At 74.0% G+C, this 22,967-nt stretch carries 12 protein-coding genes; 5 read left to right on the plus strand and 7 right to left on the minus strand.

The genetic code is table 11. The features are described from left to right. Nucleotides 1–31: 31 nt before the first annotated feature. Nucleotides 32–1,243, minus strand: a complete 1,212-nt coding sequence (locus ABD832_RS02610) for a cytochrome P450 (protein ID WP_344887662.1) — start codon at nt 1,241–1,243, stop codon at nt 32–34. A 175-nt stretch (nt 1,244–1,418) separates the two neighbouring features. Here ABD832_RS02610 and ABD832_RS02615 point away from each other — a divergent pair, with 175 nt between their 5' ends. Beyond that, entirely contained in the window at nt 1,419–3,953 is a 2,535-nt protein-coding gene (locus ABD832_RS02615; RefSeq protein WP_344887665.1) for a S9 family peptidase, read from the plus strand. Further along, entirely contained in the window at nt 3,950–7,336 is a 3,387-nt protein-coding gene (locus ABD832_RS02620) for a non-ribosomal peptide synthetase (RefSeq protein WP_344887668.1), read from the plus strand. Before ABD832_RS02615 ends, ABD832_RS02620 begins: the two co-directional genes overlap by 4 nt. A 107-nt stretch (nt 7,337–7,443) precedes the next feature. Here the strand turns inward: ABD832_RS02620 and ABD832_RS02625 are convergent, their stop codons facing one another. Both ABD832_RS02625 and ABD832_RS02630 read right to left on the minus strand, forming a co-directional pair. Continuing rightward, the gene (locus ABD832_RS02625; protein WP_344887671.1) at nt 7,444–8,655 is read right to left on the minus strand and encodes an acyltransferase family protein; all 1,212 of its coding nucleotides are present in this window, start codon (nt 8,653–8,655) and stop codon (nt 7,444–7,446) included. Next, nucleotides 8,652–11,435, minus strand: a complete 2,784-nt coding sequence (locus ABD832_RS02630; protein WP_344887674.1) for a condensation domain-containing protein — start codon at nt 11,433–11,435, stop codon at nt 8,652–8,654. Before ABD832_RS02630 ends, ABD832_RS02625 begins: the two co-directional genes overlap by 4 nt. 112 nt (nt 11,436–11,547) lie before the next feature. Here ABD832_RS02630 and ABD832_RS02635 point away from each other — a divergent pair, with 112 nt between their 5' ends. The 3 genes from ABD832_RS02635 to ABD832_RS02645 all read left to right on the plus strand — a co-directional run bounded on the left by ABD832_RS02635 (nt 11,548) and on the right by ABD832_RS02645 (nt 13,886). Next, entirely contained in the window at nt 11,548–12,312 is a 765-nt protein-coding gene (locus tag ABD832_RS02635; protein WP_344887677.1) for an SDR family NAD(P)-dependent oxidoreductase, read from the plus strand. A 135-nt stretch (nt 12,313–12,447) separates the two neighbouring features. Beyond that, complete coding sequence (locus ABD832_RS02640) at nt 12,448–12,879, plus strand: VOC family protein (protein ID WP_344887680.1); 432 nt, start codon at nt 12,448–12,450, stop codon at nt 12,877–12,879. Next, nucleotides 12,876–13,886: a class I SAM-dependent methyltransferase gene (locus ABD832_RS02645; protein WP_344887683.1), complete on the plus strand. Its 1,011-nt coding sequence runs from the start codon at nt 12,876–12,878 to the stop codon at nt 13,884–13,886. Before ABD832_RS02640 ends, ABD832_RS02645 begins: the two co-directional genes overlap by 4 nt. 242 nt (nt 13,887–14,128) lie before the next feature. Here the strand turns inward: ABD832_RS02645 and ABD832_RS02650 are convergent, their stop codons facing one another. The 4 genes from ABD832_RS02650 to ABD832_RS02665 form a co-directional block, all read right to left on the minus strand. Continuing rightward, the gene (locus ABD832_RS02650; protein WP_344887686.1) at nt 14,129–15,133 is read right to left on the minus strand and encodes a hypothetical protein; all 1,005 of its coding nucleotides are present in this window, start codon (nt 15,131–15,133) and stop codon (nt 14,129–14,131) included. 92 nt (nt 15,134–15,225) lie between these two features. After that, a complete protein-coding gene (locus ABD832_RS02655) occupies nt 15,226–16,791 on the minus strand; it encodes an alpha/beta fold hydrolase (RefSeq protein ID WP_344887689.1) in 1,566 nt (521 codons plus the stop codon). 122 nt (nt 16,792–16,913) lie between these two features. Then, nucleotides 16,914–20,450, minus strand: coding sequence for a condensation domain-containing protein (locus tag ABD832_RS02660; protein ID WP_344887692.1), 3,537 nt, complete (start codon nt 20,448–20,450; stop codon nt 16,914–16,916). Continuing rightward, nucleotides 20,447–22,948, minus strand: a complete 2,502-nt coding sequence (locus tag ABD832_RS02665; protein ID WP_344887695.1) for a non-ribosomal peptide synthetase — start codon at nt 22,946–22,948, stop codon at nt 20,447–20,449. Before ABD832_RS02665 ends, ABD832_RS02660 begins: the two co-directional genes overlap by 4 nt. Between the last annotated feature and the right edge of the window lie 19 nt (nt 22,949–22,967).

Raw genomic sequence — 22,967 nt, forward strand, 5'->3', positions numbered from 1 at the left:
GCCTGTGCTTCTACCCCATGGGATGACGCTTCTACCCCATGGGGTGCAGCCGAACCTGGACGTGCTTGACGCCGTTGATGACGGGAGAGCGCAGATGGTCGGGCGGCGCGAGCAGCTCGGCACCCGACACCGAGGACACCAGCTCGTCGAGGAAGACCGTGAGCTCCAGTTCCGCGAGGGCGGCTCCCAGGCAGAAGTGCGGTCCCGAGCCGAATGCGACGTGCCCGTTGCGGGAGCTGCGGGGACGCCCGACGTCGAACACCTCCGGCGCGTCGAACACGCGTTCGTCACGGTTGGCGGAGGTGTGCCAGATGACGACGTCCTGCCCCGGCCGGATGGTCTTGCCGTGCAGCTCGGTCTCGCGGACGGCGCGGCGCAGCACGTGCCGGCTGGGCGAGGTCCAGCGCAGCAGCTCGCCGACCGCGTTCGGCATCAGCTCGCGTTCCTTGCGCAGCCGCTCCCACTGGTCGGGGTGCTCCATGAAGGCCAGCAGTCCCCCGACGGCGGCGTGCCGGGTGGTCTCGTTGCCTCCGAGCATCAGCACGTCGAAGAAGAGCAGGCACTCCTCCTCGGTCAGCACCCCGGCGTCCTGGGAACGGGCGAGCAGGCTGACGATGTCGTCGCCCGGTGACCTGCGGCGCTTCTCCACCAGGCCCTGGCAGTACAGCAGGAGCTGGCCGTGCGCCTGGGCGGCGTTGGCGCGCACGTCGGAGGTCATCTGGTACTCGCTGTCGTGCGAGCCGAAGGCCGTGGAGGTGAGCCTGAGCATCAGGTCCCAGTCCTCGCGCGGCACGTCGAGCAGCGCGGAGATGCCCGCGACGGGCAGGGCCGCCACGACGGTGGCGAAGTCGCAGTCCCGGCGCTCCAGGGCGTCGGCGAACACGTCCTTGACGACCGAGCGCAGGTAGGGCTCGAGCGCGGCGATGGCCCGCGGCGTGAAGCACTTGTTGACCAGCTTGCGCAGCTCGGTGTGCCGCGGCGGGTCGGTCGTGTTGATCATCTTTCCGGATCCCTGGTCACCGGTGTTGCGGTGCGGGCCCAGGGTGTTGGTCTGGTTGGAGCTGAAGGTCCGGGGGTCCTTCTGGACCTTCACGCAGTCCTCGTACCGGGTGACCGACCAGAAGCCGGGTTCCTTGCCGTCGGGGTTCCAGTAGAGCGGATCGTTGTCGCGCAGGTGGCGGAAGACCTCGTGGGGCCTGTCGCCGACGTGCAGATCGGCATCGGCCAGATCAACGTCAGTCATTGGGAACTTCCCATTCCTCGGAGAATTCTCCGGTAGAAGTCATCTCGCCGGCGGGATGGCGGTGATTGACCGGCGGGGCGGGTCCGACTAATGCGAGGGCGGGATTATAGGCCGACCTCCGGCCCTTCGCCCGGGTGTTTTTCCGCGTTTCCGGTGACATGGTTATCGTCCTCCCATGGTTCTACGTGTCAAGCTGACTCTGTCACTGCTCACGGCCTCCGCCCTGGTGGGAGGCGCTGCTCCGCCGGTGGAGCGGCCTGTCGCGGTAGAGGCCGCGAGACCGTTCACGATGCAGGACTTCATGACCACGAAGAAACTCGGCCAGGCCGTCCCCTCCCCGGACGGTAAAGCCGTCGCGGTGGTCGTGAAACGCGGTCCCGGCGAGTCGACCAGATATGGCGCATCATTTGTCGACGGAAACGAGCGCGCCGACATCTGGGTGGCCGACGGCGACGGCCCGGCCCGCGACGTGACGCACGGCGTCAAGGACGGCACCGGCCACTACAACCCGGTGTGGTCGCCCGACGGGCGCATGCTGGCCTTCGCCTCCACCCGCGGTGGCGACGACGTGTTCCTGCACGTGTGGAACCGCGAGACGGGCGAGATCCGCAAGCTGACCCCGCGCGGGGTGCAGACGATGACGAACGCCTCCGGCTACCTGATCCAGTGGCTGGACGCGCGGCGGGTCGCCGCCCCGATGGTGAACGCCGGCCGCTGGACCCTGGAGTACGGGCAGTGGCTGGAGGCCCAGCGCGTCGCCCCGAAGGAGTGGGCCAAGGTCGAGCGCGGCAAGGAGGACACCGCCTTCGTGTTCGACAGCTCCGCGACCGACGGCCAGGACGCGCTGGACGAGCAGGTCGCGGTCATCGACGCCGTGACCGGCACGATCACCTCGGCGGGACCGGCCCGCACCTACACGGCGGGCAACCTGGTGGCCGACCCGACCGGGCGGCACATCGCCCGGGTGGACGACCTCGGCCCCACCCCGGCGCGTCCCGGCCGGCTCAAGCGGATCATGGAGCGGCGCACGCAGCTGGCGATCGCCTCCGCCGCGGGCGGGCAGCCGCGCGTGGTGACCGACGTGCCGAGCCCCTCGGTCACCGTGCAGCCCCGCTGGGCGGCCGACGGGAGCAACCTGCTGATCGTCGGCAAGGCCACCCCCGAGACGCCCGACCCGTTCACCGCCTACCTGGTGCCCTCCGCCGGGGGGAAGGCCGTCCCGCTGGCCGCCGACCGGCTGCTGGCCACCGGCCTGCTGTGGGGGGCGGGAACGCCGCTGGTGCGCGGCGCGAAGGTCAAGGACGCCGCCGACCCGGCGGCCCGCCAGGACTGGTGGGCGTTCGACCCGGCGGACCCGGCCGCCAAGCCGCGTGACCTGACCTCGCGGTTCAAGGTCCCGCCGCTGGAGCTGGTGCCGGTGGCCGGCGGCGTGCTGGGCGTGGCCGACGGGCGCGCCTGGCTGATCGACCCGCGTACCGGGCAGGCGCGCGACCTGAACGCCACCGGTGCCGCCCCGCTGGCGGAGCTGGCCTGGCCGCTGGACGACGGGGTCAGGCGCAACGGCGTGCGTCCCACCGACCGGGGCGGCGCCGAACCGGCCAACCCCCGCCTCGACCGTGACTTCCCCGTGGTGCTGGCGCGCGACACCAAGGGCGGCCTGTACGAGCTGGCGCCCGGCGGCTCGCCCGTGCTGACCCCGCTCCCGACGCCCCACCCCGAGGCCGGCGTCGCCGGGTACGCCCCCGCGAGCCGCACCGCGGTCTTCGGGGCGGGCGGCGACCAGGGCACCGCGCTGTGGACCACCCGCGCCGGGCGTCACACCCAGCGCCTGTCGCTGAACGCCCACCTGGCCCAGGTGGCCGTCCCCGAGCGCAGGCTCGTCACCTACAAGGGGGCCGGCGGGGAGAAGCTGACCGGCGCGCTGCTGCTGCCGCCGGGTCACCGCGACGGGCAGCGCCACCCGCTCGTCGTCAACGTGTACGGCACGCGGATGATCTCCACGCTCAAGGACGTGCCGGAGTTCATGGTGAACAACCCGAGCTACCTGACCCTGCAGTTCATGACGGCCAGCGGCTACGCCGTGCTCGTCCCCTCGATCCCCCGTCCCGTGGGCAAGGCGGCGGCCGAGCCGATGACGTGGCCCACCAAGCCGATCATGAACGCGGTGGACGCCGCGATCGACGAGGGGGTGGCCGATCCCGGGCGGCTGGCGGTGATGGGGCACTCCTTCGGCTCCTACAACGTGCATGCGCTGGTCACGCAGACCGACCGGTTCGACGCGGCGATCGCCATCTCCGGCTTCTCCGACGTGATCAGCACCTACGGGGTGTTCGACGCCCGCTTCCGCTACACGCAGCGCGCCCAGGAGTGGTTCGCCCCGGCCTACATCGAGGACCCGGCGTTCGAGTTCGGCCTGGGCAAGCCCCCGTGGGAGGACCCGCAGAGGTACGTGCGCAACAGCCCGCTCCTGCACGCCGGGAAGATCAAGACGCCGGTGCTGATGCTGCACGGCGAGCGTGACTACCTGACCCACACCGGCTCCGAGGAGATGTACACGGCGCTGGCCCGCCAGGCCAAGAAGGTGCGGCTGGTCAGCTACTGGGGCGAGGCGCACATGCCGTACTCGATCGTCTCCCCCGCGAACTTCCGGAGCATGATCGAGCAGGAACTGGACTGGCTCCGCCTGAACCTCAGGGCAGGCACCCCGTGAGGCTCTTCTCGCCCGCCCAGGAGCGGGCCTGGCTGGAGCACCGGATCCGCGGTGACGCCGTACCGGACGGGATCTCCCTGCGGCTGCGGCTGACCGGCCCCCTCGACGAGAAGGCGCTGGGCTCGGCGCTCGGGGACCTGGCCGAGCGGCACGAGGTGCTGCGCTGGTCCCTGCCCACCCGCGGGGACGGGCCCCGCCCGGTGGTGTCGGCCGGGGGCCTGCCCGCGCCGCGGCCGGTGCCGGTCGGTCCCGAGCGGCTCGGCGCGGCACTGGCCGAGCTGGACGCCAGGCCGTTCGACCTGGTGACGGGGCCTCTGGCGCGCGCGTCGCTGCTGGCGCTCGGTCCCGAGGAGCACGTGCTGGTGCTGCGCATGCATCCGTGCGTCGCCGACGAGGGCTCGCTCCCCGTGCTGGCCGCCGACCTGGCCGAGCTGTACCGGTCCCGGGCCGAGGGCGACGCGCCGCGCCTGCCCGAGGTGCCCCGCCCCCCTGGTCCTTCCGGCCTCTCCGGCCCGGCCGCGTCCCCCGGCGCCTTCACCGCGAACACACCGGACGCGGGGGCACCGGGCGGGAGGTCACCGGAGGCGGAGACACCGGACGCGGAGGCACCGGAGGCCGGGGAACGGGGGTTCTGGCGCGAGGCGCTGCGGGACGTGCCGCCGCTGGAACCGGCCACCGACCGTCCCCGCCCCGGGCGCCGCTCCGGCGCGGGTGCGGCGCACCGCTTCGAGGTGACCGTTCCCGCCGGGCCGGGCTCCCCCGCGCTCACGGTGCTCGCGGCGTTCGCCGTCGTGCTGTCACGCTGCTCGGGCCAGGAGCGCTTCACGATCGGCGTGCGCGCCGACGGCCGCCTCTCCGGCCTGCTCGGCGGGGAACCGAACGCGCTCGCCGCCGTCGCGGGACCGCTGGACGACCTCGTCCCCCTGCCCGTGGACCTGTCCGGGGACCCGGACCTCGCCACCTTCTCCGCCCGCCTGGACCGGGCCGCCTCCGACGCCTGGCGGCACCGGCTGCCGTTGCAGGACGTGGCCTCCGCCCTGGCCCCGCCCCGCGACCCCAGCCGGGGCGCGCTGTTCGACGTGGCGTACGGCGTCGTGCCCCGTCCGGTCGCGCACGAGGCGGCGGGCCTGCGTCTCGAACCGCTGGGCGACCCGGAGGGCCTGCCCGCGCGGACGGCCTGCGACCTGGACCTGCGCCTGCACACGGGATCACCGGACGCGGACGGCCGCGCACCGGACACCGGCGGCGACGCACCGGGCGACGGCTCCCGGCTCCGGGCGACGCTCACGTACGCCACCGACGTCTTCGACCACGGCACGGTCGAGCTGATGGCCGCCCGGCTGAACCGGCTGCTCGGCGAGACGGCCCGCTCCCCCGCGCGGCCGGTGCTCGATCTGCCGCTCGACGACCGCTCGGGCCCGATCCCGGGCCCGCCCGCGGCGGTGGACCTCGACGCCCCCGGCTCCACCCTGGCGGCGCTGATCGCCGCCCAGGCGGGACGTACCCCCGACGCGCTCGCCGTGGACGGCGACGACGGGCGGCTCACCTACCGCGAGCTGGACGAGCGCGCCCGGGAGCTGGCCGGATGGCTGGCCGCCGAGGGGGTGGGCCCCGGGACCGTGGCCGCGATCTGCCTGCCCCGCTCGGCCCGGCTGGTGACGGTCGTGGCCGGGGTGCTGTACGCGGGCGGGGCGTTCCTTGCGCTCGACCCGTCCCAGCCCGCCCCGCGGCTGGAGTACCTGCTGTCCGACGCGGCGGCGGCCGTCCTGGTGAGCTCGGCGGAGATCCTCTCCGGCCTGCCGGAGGGCGGGGGACGCCGCCTCGACCTCGACCGGCGCGACCCTGCCGTGACCGCCCCGGTGCGGCCCGCCGGGCCGCGCGACCTCGCGTACATGATCTACACCTCGGGTTCGACCGGGCTGCCCAAGGGGGTGCTGCTGGAGCATTCGGGCGCGTGCAACCTGGTCATGGCCCTCGCCCCTGAGCTGGGCATCGGTCCCGGGGTGCGGCTGCTGCAGTTCGCGCCGCCGACCTTCGACGCCTGGGTCTGGGAGGTGTTCACCACGCTGGTCTCCGGCGGCACCCTGTGCGTGCCGGAGGCGGGGAACATCCTCGTCGGCCGGGCGCTGAGCAGGTGCCTGTCGGAGCGCGAGGTGAACGCCGTGCTGCTGCCCCCCTCGGTCATCGCGACGCTGCCCGGCGACGACCCGCTGCCCGGCCTGCGGGTGCTGGTGACCGGCGGGGAGGCGTGCACCCCCGAGCTGGTCGAGCGCTGGGGCACCGGCCGGCGCATGGTCAACGCCTACGGGCCGACCGAGGCGACCGTCATCGCCACCCTGGCCGACTGCGCGCCCGGTGAGGGCGTGCCGCCGATCGGGCTGCCCATGGCGGGGGCGTACGCGCTGGTGCTGGACGCCGCGGGGCGTGCCGCGCCGCAGGGCGTGCCCGGCGAGCTGTACGTGGGCGGCGCGGGCGTGGCCCGCGGCTACCACCGGCGGCCCGCGCTGACCGCCGAGCGGTTCGTCCCCCTGGCCCGTCCCGTGCCCGCGGCGCCGGACGCGCCGTCGTCCCCGGCGGGGAACGGATCTCCGTCCCCGGCACCGGCCGGGCCGCCGTCCTCGGCAATGTCCTCAGCGACGTCCTCAGCAACGTCCTCGGCGGCGTCCGGCGCGCGGCTCTACCGGACCGGTGACCTGGTACGGCAGCGTCCCGACGGGCGCCTCGACTTCGTCGGCCGGGTGGACCACCAGGTCAAGCACCGCGGCTACCGGATCGAGCTGGGCGAGATCGAGCAGACGCTGCGGGCCTGTCCCGGGGTGGACGACGCGGCGGTGACGCTGGAGGACGAGCAGCTGGTCGCCTACGTGGCCGCGTCGGTTCCCGCTTCCGCCCCCGCCTCTGATCCCGTCCCTGCCGCCGGTCCCGTCCCTGCCGCCGGTCCCGGCCCTGGTCCCGGTCCTGACCCGGGCCGCGCCTCGGTTCCCGCACCGGTGACGGCGAGGGACGCCAGGGCGTGGACGGCCGGACGGCTGCCCGGCTACATGGTGCCGGGGACCGTGCACGTGCTGGACGAGCTGCCGCTGACCACCGCGGGCAAGATCGACCGCCGTCGGCTGGCCTCCTCGGCCGCCCGCGCGGGGAACCGGTCGGACGGGCCGCGCGACCGGCTGGAGCTGGAGGTGCTGGAGGCCTTCCGGCGGGTGCTGGACGAGCCCGGGATCGGCCCGCACGACGCCTTCTTCGCGTCGGGCGGCGACTCCCGGCTCGCGGTGACACTGCTCGGCCGCCTGCGCGGCGGCCTGCGCCGGCCGGTCGCGGCCCGTCTGCTCTGGGAACACCCCACGGCAGCCGGGCTGGCCTCGGCCCTGCGCGAGCTCCGGTAGGCCGGCGAGAACAGGCCGGGGAGAACAGGATGGCGAAGACAGGGCCGGCGGGCCGAGGGCCGTCACGGTGACCCCCCCGGTCACCGTGACGGCCCTCGGCCCGCCGGTCACATGGAGGGTTCCGCCCCCGGTGCCGGGGTGGCCACCTTGGGCTCGCGACGCAGCAGGGCCCGCAGCCTCTTCTCGATCGGGTACTCGTACAGCCGGTACAGGCCCCAGGAGAGCAGCACGCTGACCACCAGGCCGGCCAGTGCGTACGGCAGGTGCGCCCAGGTCGGCTGCGGGAAGTCGTAGAGCGACTGCCGCCCGAACGCGTGCTTGGCCATCGGGAAGAGCACCAGGAAGTGGATGAGGTAGAAGGCGTAGGACCACTGGCCGAGCGCCACCAGCGGGCGGGAGCTCAGCACGCTGCGCCGGCCGGCCAGGTCGTTGGTCGCCGCCGCTGCGATGAGCAGCGCGAACACCACGATGCTGCCCCGGTTGGCGGCCTCGGCCAGCGCGGTCGGCCAGACGCCCGACAGCGACCAGGCCCACAGGGCCGCGAAGTAGCCGACCGTGACGGCGGTCGCCGTGCGCAGTCCCACCGGGCAGCGCCAGCCCCGGCGCACCGCGGCGGCGATCACGATGCCCAGCACGAACTCGCTGACCCGCGAGATCGGCGAGTGGGTGGCGAAGTAGTAGAGGTCGGAGGTGAACCAGTTCTCCCCGGTGAGCTGCGGGTTGGCCAGCCAGAGCCACACGCGTGTGCCGATGCTGATCGCGATGAGCGCGGCGGCGATCATCACCATCTGGCGCAGCGTGCGCCGCACGATCGGGCGTACCACGAAGGGGAAGACCGCGTAGAAGAACGCCTCGCACGACAGCGACCAGGAGACGGTGTGCGGCACGGCGTCGCTCTGGAACGACGACGGGAACCAGGCCTGCACCATGAGCAGCGTCGCGACCGTCCACCACACCAGCGCGGTGCCGCCCTCGGTGGCCCACAGCTGGCCGCCGACGAGCAGCGCGACCGCGGCGGCGGTGGTGATGAACAACGACGGCCAGATCCTGGCGAAGCGGCGCCAGTAGAACTTCGGGGCGGTGTCGTCGTCGAAGAACGTCCAGGTCAGGACGTAGCCGGACAGGACGAAGAAGAACGTCACCCCGGCCGTGCCGAGGATGAACAGATCGTTGACGTAGGGCAGGGGCAGCAGGATCGCGACGTGGCTGAAGAACACGCCGAACGCGGCGAACCATCGCAGCCCGGTCAGCGATTCCAGCCGCGTCCTCGGCGGCCCTTCGATCGTGGCCGCAGAGGACCTGGTCAGCGCCGATGTCATGACGCCGTCTCCTTTCCCGCGAGGCCGGCCTGGGCGCGGCGCTCGTCGATCAGTGCCGCCTGTTCACGGACGGTCGCGTGACGCAGCAGGTCGGGCAGCTCCACCTCGACGCCGAACGCCACCTCGTAGCGCAGGCTCAGCCGGGCCAGGGTGAGCGAGTGGCCGCCGAGGTCGAGGAACCCGTCGGAGGCGCCGATCTCCTCCACACCGAGCAGCTCGCGCCAGATGCCGGCGACCTCCTCCTCGGTGCCGCCCGCGATCGGCACGTGACCGCCCTCGTCGCCGGGGGCCTCGGGGCTGGGCAGCTCGTCGTGGGCGACGTCCCCCGCGGCGGTCCTGGGCAGGGCGTCCAGGACGGTGACGGAGGCGGGCACCTGGTACTCGGGCAGGTGCGCGGTGAGCGTCCTGGGGTCGATGTCCTGTCCGACGACGTAGGCGGCGAGCCGCTCGTGGCGCACGTCCACGGCGGCCTCGGCGACGCCGGGCCGGTCGGCCAGCGAGCGGGCCACCTCGTCGGTGTCCACCCGGAACCCGCCGACGGTGAAGATCCGGTCGAAGCGGCCGAGCAGTTCGACCGAGCCGTCGGCCAGGGTCCGGCCGCGGTCGCCCGTGGCGGTGCCGCCGATGTGGATCTCGCCGGGGACGCCGGTCGCGGCGGGCCGTCCCGCGCGGTCGACGACCTCGATCGCGGCACCGGCCAGCGGTTCCCCGAGGGGCACGCCCCTGCGGGGCTCGGCGAGCGGGTCGACGCGGTGGGCCGCGGCCCAGCGCTCGCCGTACAGGGTCCAGGTCGGGACCCTGGCGGCCAGGTCCCTCGCGAGGCCCGGGGGGGTGGCGGCATCGCACAGCGCGGTGAACGGGCGGTCCCGGGGCAGGCCGTCGCGCTCCAGCAGCGTCCGCCAGACGGACGGCGGGGCGTGCACGACGGTGGCGTCCCCGGCGAGGGCCTCCGGCCGCCCGGCGTCTCGGGCGGCCTCGGGCGGCGCGACCAGCAGGCGCGCGCCGTGCCGCAGGGCCAGCAGCGCGGCCTGGCCGAAGGCGTCCGAGGAGGGCGGGGCGAAGGTGAGCACGGTGTCGGCGGCGTCCAGGCCGATCCGCGAGGCCAGGTCCGCGATCCGCGCGGCGCCCCCGGGGACGGCCGCGGAGGGGTCGGCCTTGAGGCGGGCGTACCACCAGACCACGGGGTCGGGGCTGTCGGCCGACGGCGGTTCGGCGCCCGCGCGCACGGCGGGTGCCAGGGCCTCGGCACGCGCGTCGAGCTCGGCGTACGTCAGCGTGCCCTGCGGTGTGGTGACGGCGGGCGCGTCCGGCGCGAGCTGTACCCGCTCGGCCAGGACGGCGGCGTCCCCCTCGGCGCCGCCGTCCCGCGGGGCGGGCAGGCGCGGCGCGGCGGGCAGCGGGAGGTCGATGACGGGCCGGTCGGGGTGGGTGCAGGCCTCGGTGACCAGGAGCGTGAACTGCTCGGCGATCACCTCGATCGAGGCGGGGTCGAACAGGTCGTCGTTGTAGCCCCACAGGCCCGCCATGCCGTCGCCGTCGACGCTGAAGTCGACCATGAGGTCGAAGTGCGACACCTCGACGTCGGGCACGAACTCCGAGGCGCGCACGCCCGGCAGGTTCAGGAAGACGCCGTCGTTGTCGCGCACCCCGAGCCCGGCCTGGAACAGCGGCGTGTGGCTCTGCGGCCGCTGCGGGTGCAGCTCGCGGACGAGCTCCTCGAACGGCATCTCCTCGTGGTCGTGTCCCTCGACGGAGGCGTGGCGCACGCGGCGCAGCAGCTCGCGGAAGGTGGGCTCGCCGCGCAGGTCGAGGCGGAGGCAGATGATGTTGATGAAGCAGCCGACGAGCTCCTCCAGCTCGGGCCGGATGCGGCCCGCGGCGGGGACGGCGGTGACGATGTCGGCCTGGTCGGCGTAGCGCGACAGCAGTACGCCGTAGGCGGCCAGCAGCACGGTGAACGGGGTGGTGCCCTCGTCGCGCGCCACGGCGCGCACGGCCGCGACGACGTCGCCGGGCAGCCGGGAGCGGTGGAAGCGGCCCGCGCGGCTCCGGTGGGGCGGGCGGGGCCGGTCGGAGGGCAGGTCGAGCAGGCGGGGCACGCCGTCGAGGGTGCGGCGCCAGTAGTCGACCAGGCGGGAGCGCACCTGTTCGGTGCGCAGCCGCTCGCGCTGCCAGACGGAGAAGTCGGTGTACTGCAGGACCGGCTCGGGCGGGCTCGCCGACCCGGTGTAGATGGCCTCGACCTCGCGTCCGACGATGCCGAAGGACGGGTCGTCGAAGACGATGTGGTGGAAGGTCAGCACGAGGACGTGGTCGTCGTCCCCCAGGCGGAGCAGCAGGGCCCGGTGGAGGGGCCCGTGACGCAGGTCGAACGGCGCCAGGATGTCGTCGGCGGCCATCCGCGCGGCCTCGGCCTCGGGGTCGGGCTCGTCCGCCAGGTCGACGGAGCGCAGCACGGTGGCGGGCGCGTCGCCGACGCGCTGCACGGGCATGCCGTCGATCTCCTCGACGGTGGAGCGGAGGACCTCGTGGCGCCTGATCACCTCGCACAGCGCCCGGTCGAGGGCTCCGGCGTCAAGGGGTCCGCGCAGGCGCAGCGTGGCGGGCACGTGGTAGAACCCGAATCCCGGGTTGAACTTCTCGCCGAACCAGATGCGCTCCTGCGTTGAGGAGACCGGTACCCCCGAGCCGGGAACGTCGTGTCGCGGGATGCGGTCCCGCTCCCGCCTGCGGCGGGCGATCAGGTCGTGCACATTGTCCGCGCTCTTGGAAATCGTCATCGTCTTTTCCTCACGTCTGTGGGGTGCAGCGTGAATGCATAATTTTGCGTCAGGATATGTCCGAATAAGCGAAGGCATTTGCCCTCTATTGCGCGAAGGCGGCGAAACAGATATGGAGCTGCGAGGTGTGACGGCGCTGGTCTCCGGGGCCGGCGGGGGGCTGGGCGCGGCGACCGCGCGCGAGCTGGCGGAGGCCGGGGCGCACGTGGTCGTGGCCGACCTCGACGCCCGTACGGGCGAGAAGGTGGCCGCCGAGACGGGCGGCACGTTCGTGGAGACCGACGTGACCCGGGCGGAGTCCGTGGAGCACGCCGTGCGGGTCGCCGCGGAGGTCGCCGGACCGCTGCGCGTGGCGGTGAGCTGCGCGGGGATCGCGCCCGCCGCCCGCACGGTCGGCCTGGACGGCAGCCCGCACGACCTGGAGACCTTCGAGCGCGCGCTGGCCGTCAACGTGGTCGGCACGTTCAACGTGATGCGCCTGGCCGCCGTCGCGATGGCCGCGACCGAGCCGCTGGAGGACGGCGAGCGGGGCGTGGTCGTCAACACCTCCTCGGCCGCCGCCGACGACGGCCAGGCCGGTCAGGTCGCCTACGCCGCCTCCAAGGGCGCGGTCGCGGCGCTGACCCTGCCGGCCGCCCGCGACCTCGCCTCGGTCGGCGTGCGGGTGTGCGCGCTCTCGCCCGGCCTGTTCGACACCCCGCTGTTCGCGGCGATCCCGCCGGAGTTCCGGCGCCCGCTGGTCCGGCAGATCGTCTTTCCGCCCCGCCTCGGGACGCCCGCCGAGTTCGCGCGGGCCGTCCGCGCCGTGTGCGAGCTGGGCTATCTCAACGCGGCGGTCGTCCGGCTGGACGGCGGGCTGCGCCTGCCGAGGACGTGAAAGAACCGCGGGACGTTTGAGGGCGGATGATCCGAGCAGAACACCGGATCCATGAACGCCCGGGCATCTCGCCGGCGGGATGCGAGGTAGCGTTCCCGTACGTTTCCAAGGTCACCGATCGAGGGAGATGAAGAAATGCTCACCCCACCCGACGGAATGCCGAGAATCACCCCGGTCATCTTCTACGCCGACCTCGACAAGGCCATCGAATGGCTCATCGAGGCGTACGGATTCGAGAAGCGCAAGGTGCTGAACGACGACGACGGGAACATCGTGCACGCCGAGCTGTCGTTCGGCGAGGGCGTCGTGCAGCTGGCCGGGACCGGCGACGGCCGCAAGCACGAGCCGCAGGGCGAGGGCGAGCTGCGCCAGAGCCTGTACGTGTTCGTCGACGACGTGGACGAGCACTACGAGCGCGCCAAGGCGGCCGGAGCGGTGATCCGCGACAAGCCCGACACCCGCTTCTACGGGGACCGCAACTACACCACCGAGGACATCGAGGGCCACCACTGGGTCTTCGCGCGCCGGGTGGAGGAGATCCCGTACGACGAGATCGACACGCCGTGAGCGCCGTCGAACAGGTCAGGGAGCTGTACGAGCGCTACCCCTGCCCCTCGCTGACCGTCGGCGACGACCTGATCCTCGACCTGGCGCTCGGCATCGGCATGGTCGTCAAGGACAAGACCCTGGCGGGCAGGCGGGTGCTGGACGCCGGGTGCGGCACCGGCCACCAGCTGCTCGGCCTCGCCTCGCAGTACCCGCAGGCGAGTTTCACCGGGATGGACCTGTCGCGGTCGTCGCTCGGCGTGGCCGCGGAGCTGCGCGACCGCAACCGGCTGACCAACGTGGAGCTGGTGCAGGGCGCCATCGGCGGGGACGGGTTCGAGGGCCCCTACGACCTGATCGTGATGACCGGGGTGCTGCACTGCCTCGACGACCCCCGCGCGGGCCTGGCCTGGCTGGCCGAACGGCTGGCACCCGGCGGGCTGATGTACCTGTGGCTGTTCCACAGCTTCGGCGAGCACCAGCGGCTGATCGACCGCGAGCTGGTGCGGCTGCTGTCGGGCGGCGACACCGGCGAGGAGGGCCTGTCGGTGGTGCACCGGCTGGGGTTCGGCCGTTCGGCGGGCCGCTACGGCACGCACTCGTCGGCCACCGGGGACCCGCGCGACCAGGACGTGCTGGACGCCGACGCCTACCTGCACCCGGTCATGCGCACCCACCGCTTCGGTGACGCGGCCCGGCTGTTCGAGGGCCTCGACGGGATCGGCTGGGTCGCGCTGAACGGCGTCAACTGGGACGGGGGCGGCAAGATCCTGGACCTGGGCCGCCGTCACCCCTCCTCCCCGGTGTTCCTGTCGGACGCCGACCTGTTCGACGACGAGGAACTGCTGGCGCGTTACGCCGCGCTGCCCGTCGCCGAGCGGGCCGCGGTGATGGAACTGCGGCTGGCGCCGACCGGCTTCACCGTGGTGGCCGGGACCCCGGACGCGGAAGGGCTGTGCGAGCCCAGGATCGCGGGCAACGTCCTGCTGCGGAACGGTACGGCGTCGCCCGGCGGGACCGGCCGCTGACCGGCGCGTGTCCGGGCCGGTCCGCACGGGCCGGTCCGGGCACACCGGTCGGGCCGTGATCCCCCTCCGGCCTCGATCCCCCGGACGGTGACCGCACGGGGGACACGGAGACCCATGACCGGAGGCCGGCGGATCGCGGCGTGGGTGACATGGAACCGGCCGGGATCGGACCCGTCCGGTGGCCCCGGCCGGCGGCGAAGATCTCGCTCACGGGAGTGCCGGGCACCGGCAGGCCCGCGGCGTCAAAGAACGGTCCTCGGACCCGGGCCTCCCGGGCCCGGCTCGGCGTCGGCCGTCCGGGGCTTCCCGCGCCGGGCCAGCAGGGGAAGGGCGGCGATCTGCACGAGGGCGGCGACGCCGAGGATGCCGGTGGTGACCTCCTCCCGCCAGCCGGGGAGGTGCTCGGAGAAGCCTGACTGCTCGTTCGCGTACATCAGCAGGTTGCCCCAGGCCACGAGCAGCAGCGTCAACAGGTGGACGACCGTGAAGACGCCGATGAGCAACAGGGTGCGCGAGCGAACGCCGTGCCTGCGCAGGAGGATCCCGTACAGGGCCAGGGCGACGGCGGGCACGGCGGCGAAGGCGCACCCCCGCACCATGAGTTCCAGCGCGAAACCGGCCTCCCAGAAGGATTCCGGAGGGACCGTGGCGCGGGCGATCCGGTCGGACACGAGGTTGGCCGCGGCGAAGGCCGGAAGGAACGCCGACGGAAGCAGGAGGAGCCACGCGCTCCGCGGGGAAGGTGGAAGGACCGCGTCCCGGCGCACGACGCCGCGCATCGCGAGGAGCTGGGCGATCGCGGCGGTGGCGAGGATCACGCCGAGCAGCGGCGGATACCACGGCGGCGACACCGCGCCCATGTCGAAGGGCATCAGGGCGTATCCGCCCGACGGCTCGGGAAACCACTCGTCGTAGCCGGTGACCGGGTTCAGGACGTACACGATCGGCATCGCGGCCACGTAGGCGGCGCTCAGGAAACCCGTCCCGAGCACGAGGCCCGCGGGCCGGTGGTGCAGTCCGAACTCGACGGCGCCGAACAGCAGGGCGGCGGCGGCGAAGAAGGCCCCGAGCAGGACCAGGCGCCCTTGGGCGAAGGGGATGAAGGCGGCGACCGCCTGGGGCACCACGTGCTCGTTCGCCTCGGCGGGGGCGGTGGGAAGGCGCCCGTGCACATCGCGGACGGCGAAGAAGCCGACGACGACCGCGACGAGCCCGAACGGCAGTGGGAACCATGTCAGCTTGCCCATGACGGTCGATGATCGCATGTGGTGATCGGTCCGCCCCTGGCCCGGTGCTCCGCGTACCGGGCGGAACCGATGGAAGGCGCCGGGCGGCGGGGTCAGCAGGCGGTGTCGGTGGCCGGCAGCTCACCGGTGGTGAGGTAGCGGGTGACCGTGGCGTTGAGGCAGGCGTTCCCGTGGTGCGGGAACGGGGCGTGGGTGTGGGCGTCGATCGTGACCAGGCGTGATCCGTGGATGCGCGCGGCCACGGCCCTGCTCACGGACGGCGGCACCGCCACGTCCCGCAGGGCCGCGACGACCAGGGCGGCCGGCGCGCGGGTGCCGTCGAGCCGCACCGGCCCGTCCTTGGCGCGCGGCCAGAACGCGCAGGGGTTGATATTGGCGTTGACCGGGCCGAACAGCGGGTGACGGTCCCGCTGGGAGGCGATGTCGCGCAGGTAGACGCGCGGGTCGCGCGGCCACGGGGCGTCGGCGCAGCGGTAGGCGATGTTGGTGGCGGTGTAGTGGCCGGCGGGCACGCCGGGCACCCCCTCGGGCCGCGGAGGGCGGACGGGGAACGGCAGGGACGGCTCCCGTCCGGCCGCGACGGCGGCGAAGACCGCGGCGACGACGCCGAAGGCGCGCTCGTCGTAGATCCCGGCCACCAGCAGCGCACCCAGCTCGCCGACGGTCCAGCCGTGGCCGCCGATGACGATGGGCGCCCGGGTGGCCCGGTCGAGGATCCCGGTGAGCGTGGCGTGCACCTGTGCGGTGGTCTCCCCCAGGCCGTATTCGGAGTGCCGCCCGGCGGCCCAGGCGGCGAGGGCCACCGTTCCCTCCTCGAACGCGGGGGTGCGGCCCATCTCGTAGGGCCGCCAGATCGTGTCGGCGTTCACCGGGCTGTCCAGCACGAACCGGTCCACGCGGTGCGGGAACAGCCTGCCGTAGACGGTGCCGAGCAGTCCCGCGTACGAACCGCCCAGGTAGGAGATCTTCTCCTCGCCGAGGGCCGCGCGAACGAGGTCCATGTCGCGGGCGGCGTTCGCGGTGGTGGCGTGCGGCAGGGCCCAGCCGGAGGCCCGTACGCAGTCCTCGGCGTACCGCCGGGCCTCTGCGGCCTCGGCGGGGAAGCGTCCGGGGGCCGCGGGACGCACCCAGAACCCGCCGGGCTCCTCCCCGGGCTGCCCGCAGCCGATGGGCGTGCTGCGCTCGACGAATCTCATGTCGAACCCGACCAGGTCGTACCGGGCGCGGACCTCGGCGGACAGCGCCGGGGCGAGGCTCACGGGCAGCGGGACGCCCGGCCCGCCGGGTCCGCCGCCGGTGGTGAGCAGAACGCCCCGGCGCCGCGCCGGGTCGGTGGCGGGCAGCCGGGAGACGACGACGGAGATGGTGCGGCCGCGCGGGCGGCGGTGGTCGAGGGGGACGGTGACCCGTGCGCATCGCAGGTCCGGCGAGCTCACCCCGGCGCACGCCTCCCACCGCAGTCCCTTGCCCCCGGTGGCGCCCCCGGTGGCGCTGCCGGGTGCGGCGACCGCGGGGGCGGCCAGGGCCGCGGCGGCGACCGGTGCGAGCGCGGCGGCCGTCACGGCACGGACGAGACGTCCGGACCGGCCCTGCCCGCGCGCCGGGCCGGCCTGGACCGCGCTCGTGCCGTCCGGGGAGTCGCCCGTGGTGTCCGTCATGTCGTCACTCTCCGTCCTTCGTGCGTGCACGTCCACCGGTCGGCCCCTCCCGCCGGGCGCCCGCGACGCAGGCATCCCGGCAGGACGAGGACTTTCCGTACGGGCACGGGTCTCCCTGCCGGTCAGGCGAGCAGCTCCGAGAGCCTGGCGTCGGGATCGGCCACCGCGCGGGTGAGCAGCGCGGCCACCCTGGCGAGGCGGTCCTCGGCCTCCTTGCGGTCCCACAGCTCGATCGCGTACTCCAGGTCGAGCACGACCTGCTCCCCGGCCATGCCGGCGTACATCTCCAGCTCGTAGCGGTTGGCCCTGGTGTGCACGTAGTCGAACCCGACCTCGCACCCGGCCAGGTCCGGGACCGCGGGCCCGTCGCCCGCCCAGTCGGAGGTCACCTGGAACAGCGGCATCCTGCGCGGGTCGGGATGGATCCTCAGCGCCCGCACCACCTCGTTGAACGGGGTGCTCTGGTGCGCGTACGCCTCCAGCACGGTCCTGCGCACCCGTCCGGTCAGCTCGGCGAAGGTGGGGTCGCCACCGCAGTCCAGGCGCAGCGCCACCATGTTGACGAAGCAGCCGACCACGCCCTCCAGGCCGGGCAGCGGCCGGTTGTCCACGGTGGTGCCGATGACCACGTCGTCCTGGCCGCTCCACTGCGCCAGCATCGCCGCGAACGCCGCCGTCACCAGCATGTAGGGGGTGGCCCTGCTCTGCCGTGCCAGCGCGAGCAGCCGCCGTGACTCGGCGGGCGGCAGGCGGTGGGCGATCATCTCGGTGTCGCGGCTCTCGCGACGCCCCTCGCGCGTCCTGGGCAGGACCAGCTCGGGCGCGCCGCGCAGCCGCTCCCGCCAGAACCGTTCCGACGCCGCCGCCTCCGGGCCGCCGAGCCAGGCCTGCTCCCAGGCCACGTAGTCGGCGAAACGCAGGTGCGGCGCGGCGGGCGCGGCCTCCCGGTCGGAGTACAGGCGGCCCAGCTCGCCCACGAGCAGGCCGATCGACACGCCGTCGGTGACCAGGTGGTGCTGGACGAGGGCGAGGACGTGGTCGTCGTCGCCGAGCCGGTAGAGGGTGGCGCGCACCAGCGGCGCGACGGACAGGTCGAAGCCGGCGTCGGCGTCGCGCGCGGCGCGCCGGGCCGCCTCGGGCGCGCGGTCGTCCTCGGGCAGGCCGGTGAGGTCCTCGACGGGAAGCTCGACGCGTACGCCGGGGTCGAAGCGCAGCACCGGCACGTCGCCCACGAGCGCCACGCGGGCGCGGAGGTTGTCGTGCCGGGCGACCAGGGTGTCGAACGCGCCGCGCAGGGCGTCCACGTCGAGCGGGCCGCGCACCCGGTAGGTGACGGCGGCGATGAAGTCCCGGGCGTCGCCACCCGCGAGCTGCTCGTTGATCCAGATCTGCAGCTGCGCGGTGGACAGCGCGCAGGTGACCGGATCGCCGTCCCTGCCGCCGTCGTCGCCGCTCTCGTCACTGACGGCGCCTGCCCTGCCGCCCTGCCCGTCCCGCCTGGCCCGTCCGGCCTCCCCGGAGGCGCGGGCGTGCCCGGCGTCGGCGAGGGTGTGCTCCAGCGCGGGGTGCTTGGCGGCCATGTAGCCGGCCAGGTCGGCGGGCGTGCAGTGTTCGAACAGGGCCATCAGCGGGACGCGCACGGCGAGCACGGAGGCGATCTCGCGCACCAGCCGGGCCGCCAGCATCGAGTGGCCGCCCAGGGCGAAGAAGTCGTCGTCCGGCTCCACCTCGTCGAGGTTCATGACGCGCGCCCAGATCACGCAGAGCGCCGCCTCCAGGGCGGGCAGCTCGGCCCGCTCCTCGCGCTCCCCCGCGTCGGGCAGCAGGGCGGTCTCGACCCGCCCGTCCTCGCCGCGCGGGATCCGGTCCACCGGTACGACGACCGCGGGCACCATGTACTGCGGCAGCCGCTCGGCCAGGACGGCGCGCAGCGCCTCGGGCCGCGGCTCGTCGGCGACGGCGTAGGCGACCAGCTCACGCCCGGCGCCGCCCTCGACCGCCACGACGGCGGCGTCGCGTACGGCCGGATGGGCGCGCAGGACCTCCTCGACGTCCTCCAGCTGCACCTGGAAGGAGCCCAGGCCGACGAGCCGGTCCTCGCGCCCGCGTTCGACCACCCGCCCGTCGGGCCTGCGGGTGGCCAGGCGGCCGGTCGGGCCCGCGGTCCCGGCGTGGCGGACCAGCTGGCCGACGGCCCCGGCGGGGAGCACGTTGCCGTCGTGGTCGACCACGGTCACGTCGCCCTGGGTGAGGGTGGCCAGCTCCTCCGGGGAGATCATCGGGATCTCCGCCAGGGTCCGGGAGGGATCCTCGGCGACCGCCCGCAGCACCCGGTCGTAGTGGCGCATCACGCGGGCGATCGTGGCCTCGTCGAACAGGGCGTCGTCGTACTCGACGAAGAAGTCGACCCGGTCGCCGCGCCGCACGGCCTCCACCGCGACGTCGAACCGGGACCGGCCGCGGGTCGCCTCGGCCTCGGTGGCGGGCACGCCGCCGATGGAGCGCTCGGCCGCGCCGGCGTCCCACATGGTGAAGACGACCTGCACGAGAGGGGTGTGCCCGGCGTCGCGCTCGGGCTGCAGGAACTCCACGAGCTTCTCGAACGGCACGTACTGGTGGTCGAAGGCGTCGAAGGCCGCCTCGCTGGCCGCGTCGGCCAGCTCGGTGAAGGGCAGGTCGCCCGCCGGGCGCAGCCGTACGGGCACGATGTTGGCGAAGAAGCCGAGGGCACGGTCGAACTCGCGCCCGGGACGGCCGGGCGCGCCGGTGCCCAGCACCATGTCGCCGCGGCCGGTGTAGCGGTAGAGGGTCGCGGCGAAGGCCGCCAGCAGCACGGTGAACAGGGTGCCGCCGACCCGCTCGGCGACCTCGCCGAGCGGGCCGGTCAGCTCGGGCGCGAGCGGGAAGCGCTCGCGCCTGCCGACGCTGCTCCGCCGCCTCGGCCGGGGCCGGTCGGCGGGCAGTTCCAGTACGGTGGGCGCGCCGTCGAGGGCCTCGCGCCAGTGGTCGACGTCGGCGGCCAGGCGGCCACCGGCGAACTGGGCGCGCTGCCAGCGGGCGAAGTCGCCGTACTGGGCGGGGGGGCCGCCCAGCGGGTCGCCGCGCGAGCCCTCCCCCGCGTCATCCTTTGTGCCACCTTCCGTGTCACCCGTCGCGTCGCCGCGCGCGGGACCCGGTGGACCGGCCGGCTCGCTGCGGTAGGCGATGTCCAGCTCCTCCAGCAGCAGGTTCATCGAGAACCCGTCGCTGATGATGTGGTGCACGCCCAGAACGAGCGCCTGCCGGCCGGAGCCCAGCGTGACGAGCGAGACGCGTAGCAGCGGTCCCGCGGCCAGGTCGTAGGGGGCCTCGGCGACCTCGCGGGCGTACTCCATCAGCGCCTGCTCGCCGCCGACGGAGGCCTCCCGCAGCACCGGCCCCTCCTCCCGGACCGCCTGGACCGGATCGGTGCCCTGGTAGACGAAGGTGGTGCGCAGCACGTCGTGCCGCGCCACCACCCGTCCCAGTGCCCGCGCGAGCCTGCCGGCGTCGAGCGTCCCGTCCAGCACCAGCACCTTCAGCTCGTTGTACGAGCCGTTGCCCGGGTCGTCCTGCTCGACGAACCAGAGCTGCTCCTGCAGGTAGGACAGCGGGGCCGTGCGCACGGGCAGGCCGGTCACGACGACGCCTCCGTCCTCCTGGCGATCACCCAGAGGAAGCGCGACTCGCCCAGCGGCGTGCGCTGCGCCACCACCTCGTCGCGCTCGGGGACCAGGCCCGCCTCGCGCAGCAGGCGCAGGTTCTCCTCGGTGGGGAAGCCGGAGAAGAACATGGTCGAGCCGAACCACTCCTCCACCGCGCCGGGGATGTCCTCGGTCATCAGCGTCGCCAGCAGCAGACCGCCCGGCTTCAACCAGCGGGCGATGCCGCCCAGCAGCGCGGGCAGCTCCTCGCGCGGCAGGTGGGTGAGGGTGTAGATGGACACCACGGCGTCGAAGGAGGCCTCGGGGAACTCCGCCTCGGCCATGTCGGCCTGGACGAGCGTCGCGCCGGGCAGGGTCTTCTCGGCGAGCTTGAGCTGCTCGGCGGAGATGTCGACGGCGGTGAGGTCGTGCGCCTCGGCCACCAGGCGCGACGAATCGTGGCCGCCTCCGACGCCCAGTTCCAGCACGGAGGCGCCCCGCTCGGGGAGCATCCCCAGCAGGGTGTTCGTCCACGTCATGCGGGGGGCGTCGGAGAACTCCGACTGGAAGGAGGCGTAGCGGCCGGCGATGTCGTCCCAGCCCTCGCGGACGATGTCCTTGATGTCGGAGCGGACCTCGGAGTCGACGGCGTCCGCGACCCCGGCGACGGTGGGCCGGTCGAAGAAGTCGGCGACCGGCACCTCGATGCCGAAGGTGGTGCGCACCCGGCCGAGGAGCTGGATGACCTGGATGCTGGTGCCGCCCAGCTCGAAGAAGTGGTCGTGCGGGCCGATGGAGTCCACCCCCAGCAGCGGGCGCACGATCTCCTCGGCCACCCTGCGCCTGGTCGGCGTCCACTCGGCCTCGTCAGTCCCGTCGGTCCCGTCGATCCCGCCGGCCGTGCCGGGATCGGCCTGGCCGGGGGTGCCGGTCGCCGTCCCGGCGCGTTCCGTCCTGACCTCGGCCAGGGCGTCGCGGTCGACCTTCCCGGCCGGGGTGAGCGGGATCTCGGGGACGGGGACGAACTCGTTGGGCACCAGCGGGGCCGTCAGCCACCGGGCCGCGGTCTCGCGCAGCTCGGTCACCGAGGGCGGCTCCTCGGCGGTGGGCACGACATAGGCGATCAGGCGGGCGTCGCCGTCGTCGCGCGCCTCCGTCTCGACCGTCGCGTGCGCGATCTCCGGATGCCGGCAGAGGGTCGACTCGATCTCCTCCAGCTCGACGCGGACGCCGCGGACCTTGACCTGCCGGTCGACCCTCCCGACGAAGACCAGCTCGCCCTCGGGTGTCCAGCGCACCAGGTCACCGGTGCGATAGAGCCGCTCGCCGGGCGTGGCGGCGAAGGGGTCGGGCACGAAGGAGAGCGCGCTCGTGCCGGGCCGGCCCAGGTAGCCGCGCCCGAGTCCGGGGCCGCCGACGTAGAGCTCGCCGACCGTGCCGATCGGGACGGGACGCATCGCCTCGTCCAGCGCGTACGCCCGGTGGTTGGGCATCGCGCGGCCGATGGGCGGCGAGGTGTCCCAGGTGCCCTCGCAGTCCTGGGTGATGACGCCGACGGTGGTCTCGGTGGGCCCGTAGCTGTTGACGAACCTGCGCCCGGACGCCCAGCGGGTGGTGAACTCCCCCGAGTAGCTCTCGCCGCCGACGGCGACGACCCGCAGGTCGGGGAAGTCCCCGGGCTCCAGCAGCCGCAGCATGCCCGGGGTGCCCATGTAGACGGAGATCCGCCGCTCGCGCAGCAGGTCGCGGAAGCGCTCGGACGAGGTGCGGGTCTCGGTGGAGGCGACGTGCAGGGAGGCTCCCGACAGCAGCGCACCGAAGGCGTCGAAGGTGGAGACGTCAAAGGCGATCGAGGAGAACTGCACGAAGCGGTCGCGCGGCGAGAGCCCGTACAGGTGCTGGGCGCCGCGGACGAACGCGGTGACCGCGCGGTGCTCGATGAGGACGCCCTTGGGCGCCCCGGTACTGCCGGAGGTGTACATGACGTAGGCGAGGTTGGCCGGGTGCAGCGGCACCCCGGGATCGCTCTCGTCGCCTCCCGGGTGGCGGTCGACGTTGACCACGAACCACGGGCCCGGCGGCACGTCGGCCTCGGTGGTGGAGTCGGCCAGCACCACCGAGGTGCCGGAGTCGCGCAGGATCGCCTCCAGCCGCTCGGGCGGGTTGCCCTCGTCGACCGGGACGTACGCGCCGCCCGCGGCGAGCGTGCCGAACATGGACACGACCATGCTCGCCGAACGGCGCTGGTAGATGGCGCAGCGGTCCTCGCGGCGCAGGCCGAGGCCGAGCAGGTGCCCGGCCAGGCGGTTGGCCGCGCGGCGGACCTCGTCGTAGGTGAGGGTCGTGCCCTCCTCGTCCGTCAGCGCCGTGGCAGCGGGCGACCTGGCGACCTGGGCGGCGAACCGTTCGACGACGGTCGCCGGCTCGTGGGCCAGCTCGGTGCGGTTCCACTCCTCGACGACCAGGTGCGCGTCGTGCTCCTGGATCGTGTCCATCGGCTCCTCCTTCAAGGGC

It is taken from the genome of Streptosporangium longisporum (assembly GCF_039534895.1).
GTDB lineage: Bacteria > Actinomycetota > Actinomycetes > Streptosporangiales > Streptosporangiaceae > Streptosporangium > Streptosporangium longisporum.

Excerpts from the sequence above, each read along its gene's own strand:
- ABD832_RS02650 (WP_344887686.1), bottom strand. The coding sequence starts at position 15,133 with ATGGGCAAGCTGACATGGTTCCCACTGCCGTTCGGGCTCGTCGCGGTC.
- ABD832_RS02640 (WP_344887680.1), top strand. The coding sequence starts at position 12,448 with ATGCTCACCCCACCCGACGGAATGCCGAGAATCACCCCGGTCATCTTC.
- ABD832_RS02625 (WP_344887671.1), bottom strand. The coding sequence starts at position 8,655 with ATGACATCGGCGCTGACCAGGTCCTCTGCGGCCACGATCGAAGGGCCG.
- ABD832_RS02610 (WP_344887662.1), bottom strand. The coding sequence starts at position 1,243 with ATGACTGACGTTGATCTGGCCGATGCCGATCTGCACGTCGGCGACAGG.
- ABD832_RS02635 (WP_344887677.1), top strand. The coding sequence starts at position 11,548 with ATGGAGCTGCGAGGTGTGACGGCGCTGGTCTCCGGGGCCGGCGGGGGG.
- ABD832_RS02665 (WP_344887695.1), bottom strand. The coding sequence starts at position 22,948 with ATGGACACGATCCAGGAGCACGACGCGCACCTGGTCGTCGAGGAGTGG.
- ABD832_RS02615 (WP_344887665.1), top strand. The coding sequence starts at position 1,419 with ATGGTTCTACGTGTCAAGCTGACTCTGTCACTGCTCACGGCCTCCGCC.
- ABD832_RS02655 (WP_344887689.1), bottom strand. The coding sequence starts at position 16,791 with ATGACGGACACCACGGGCGACTCCCCGGACGGCACGAGCGCGGTCCAG.
- ABD832_RS02630 (WP_344887674.1), bottom strand. The coding sequence starts at position 11,435 with ATGACGATTTCCAAGAGCGCGGACAATGTGCACGACCTGATCGCCCGC.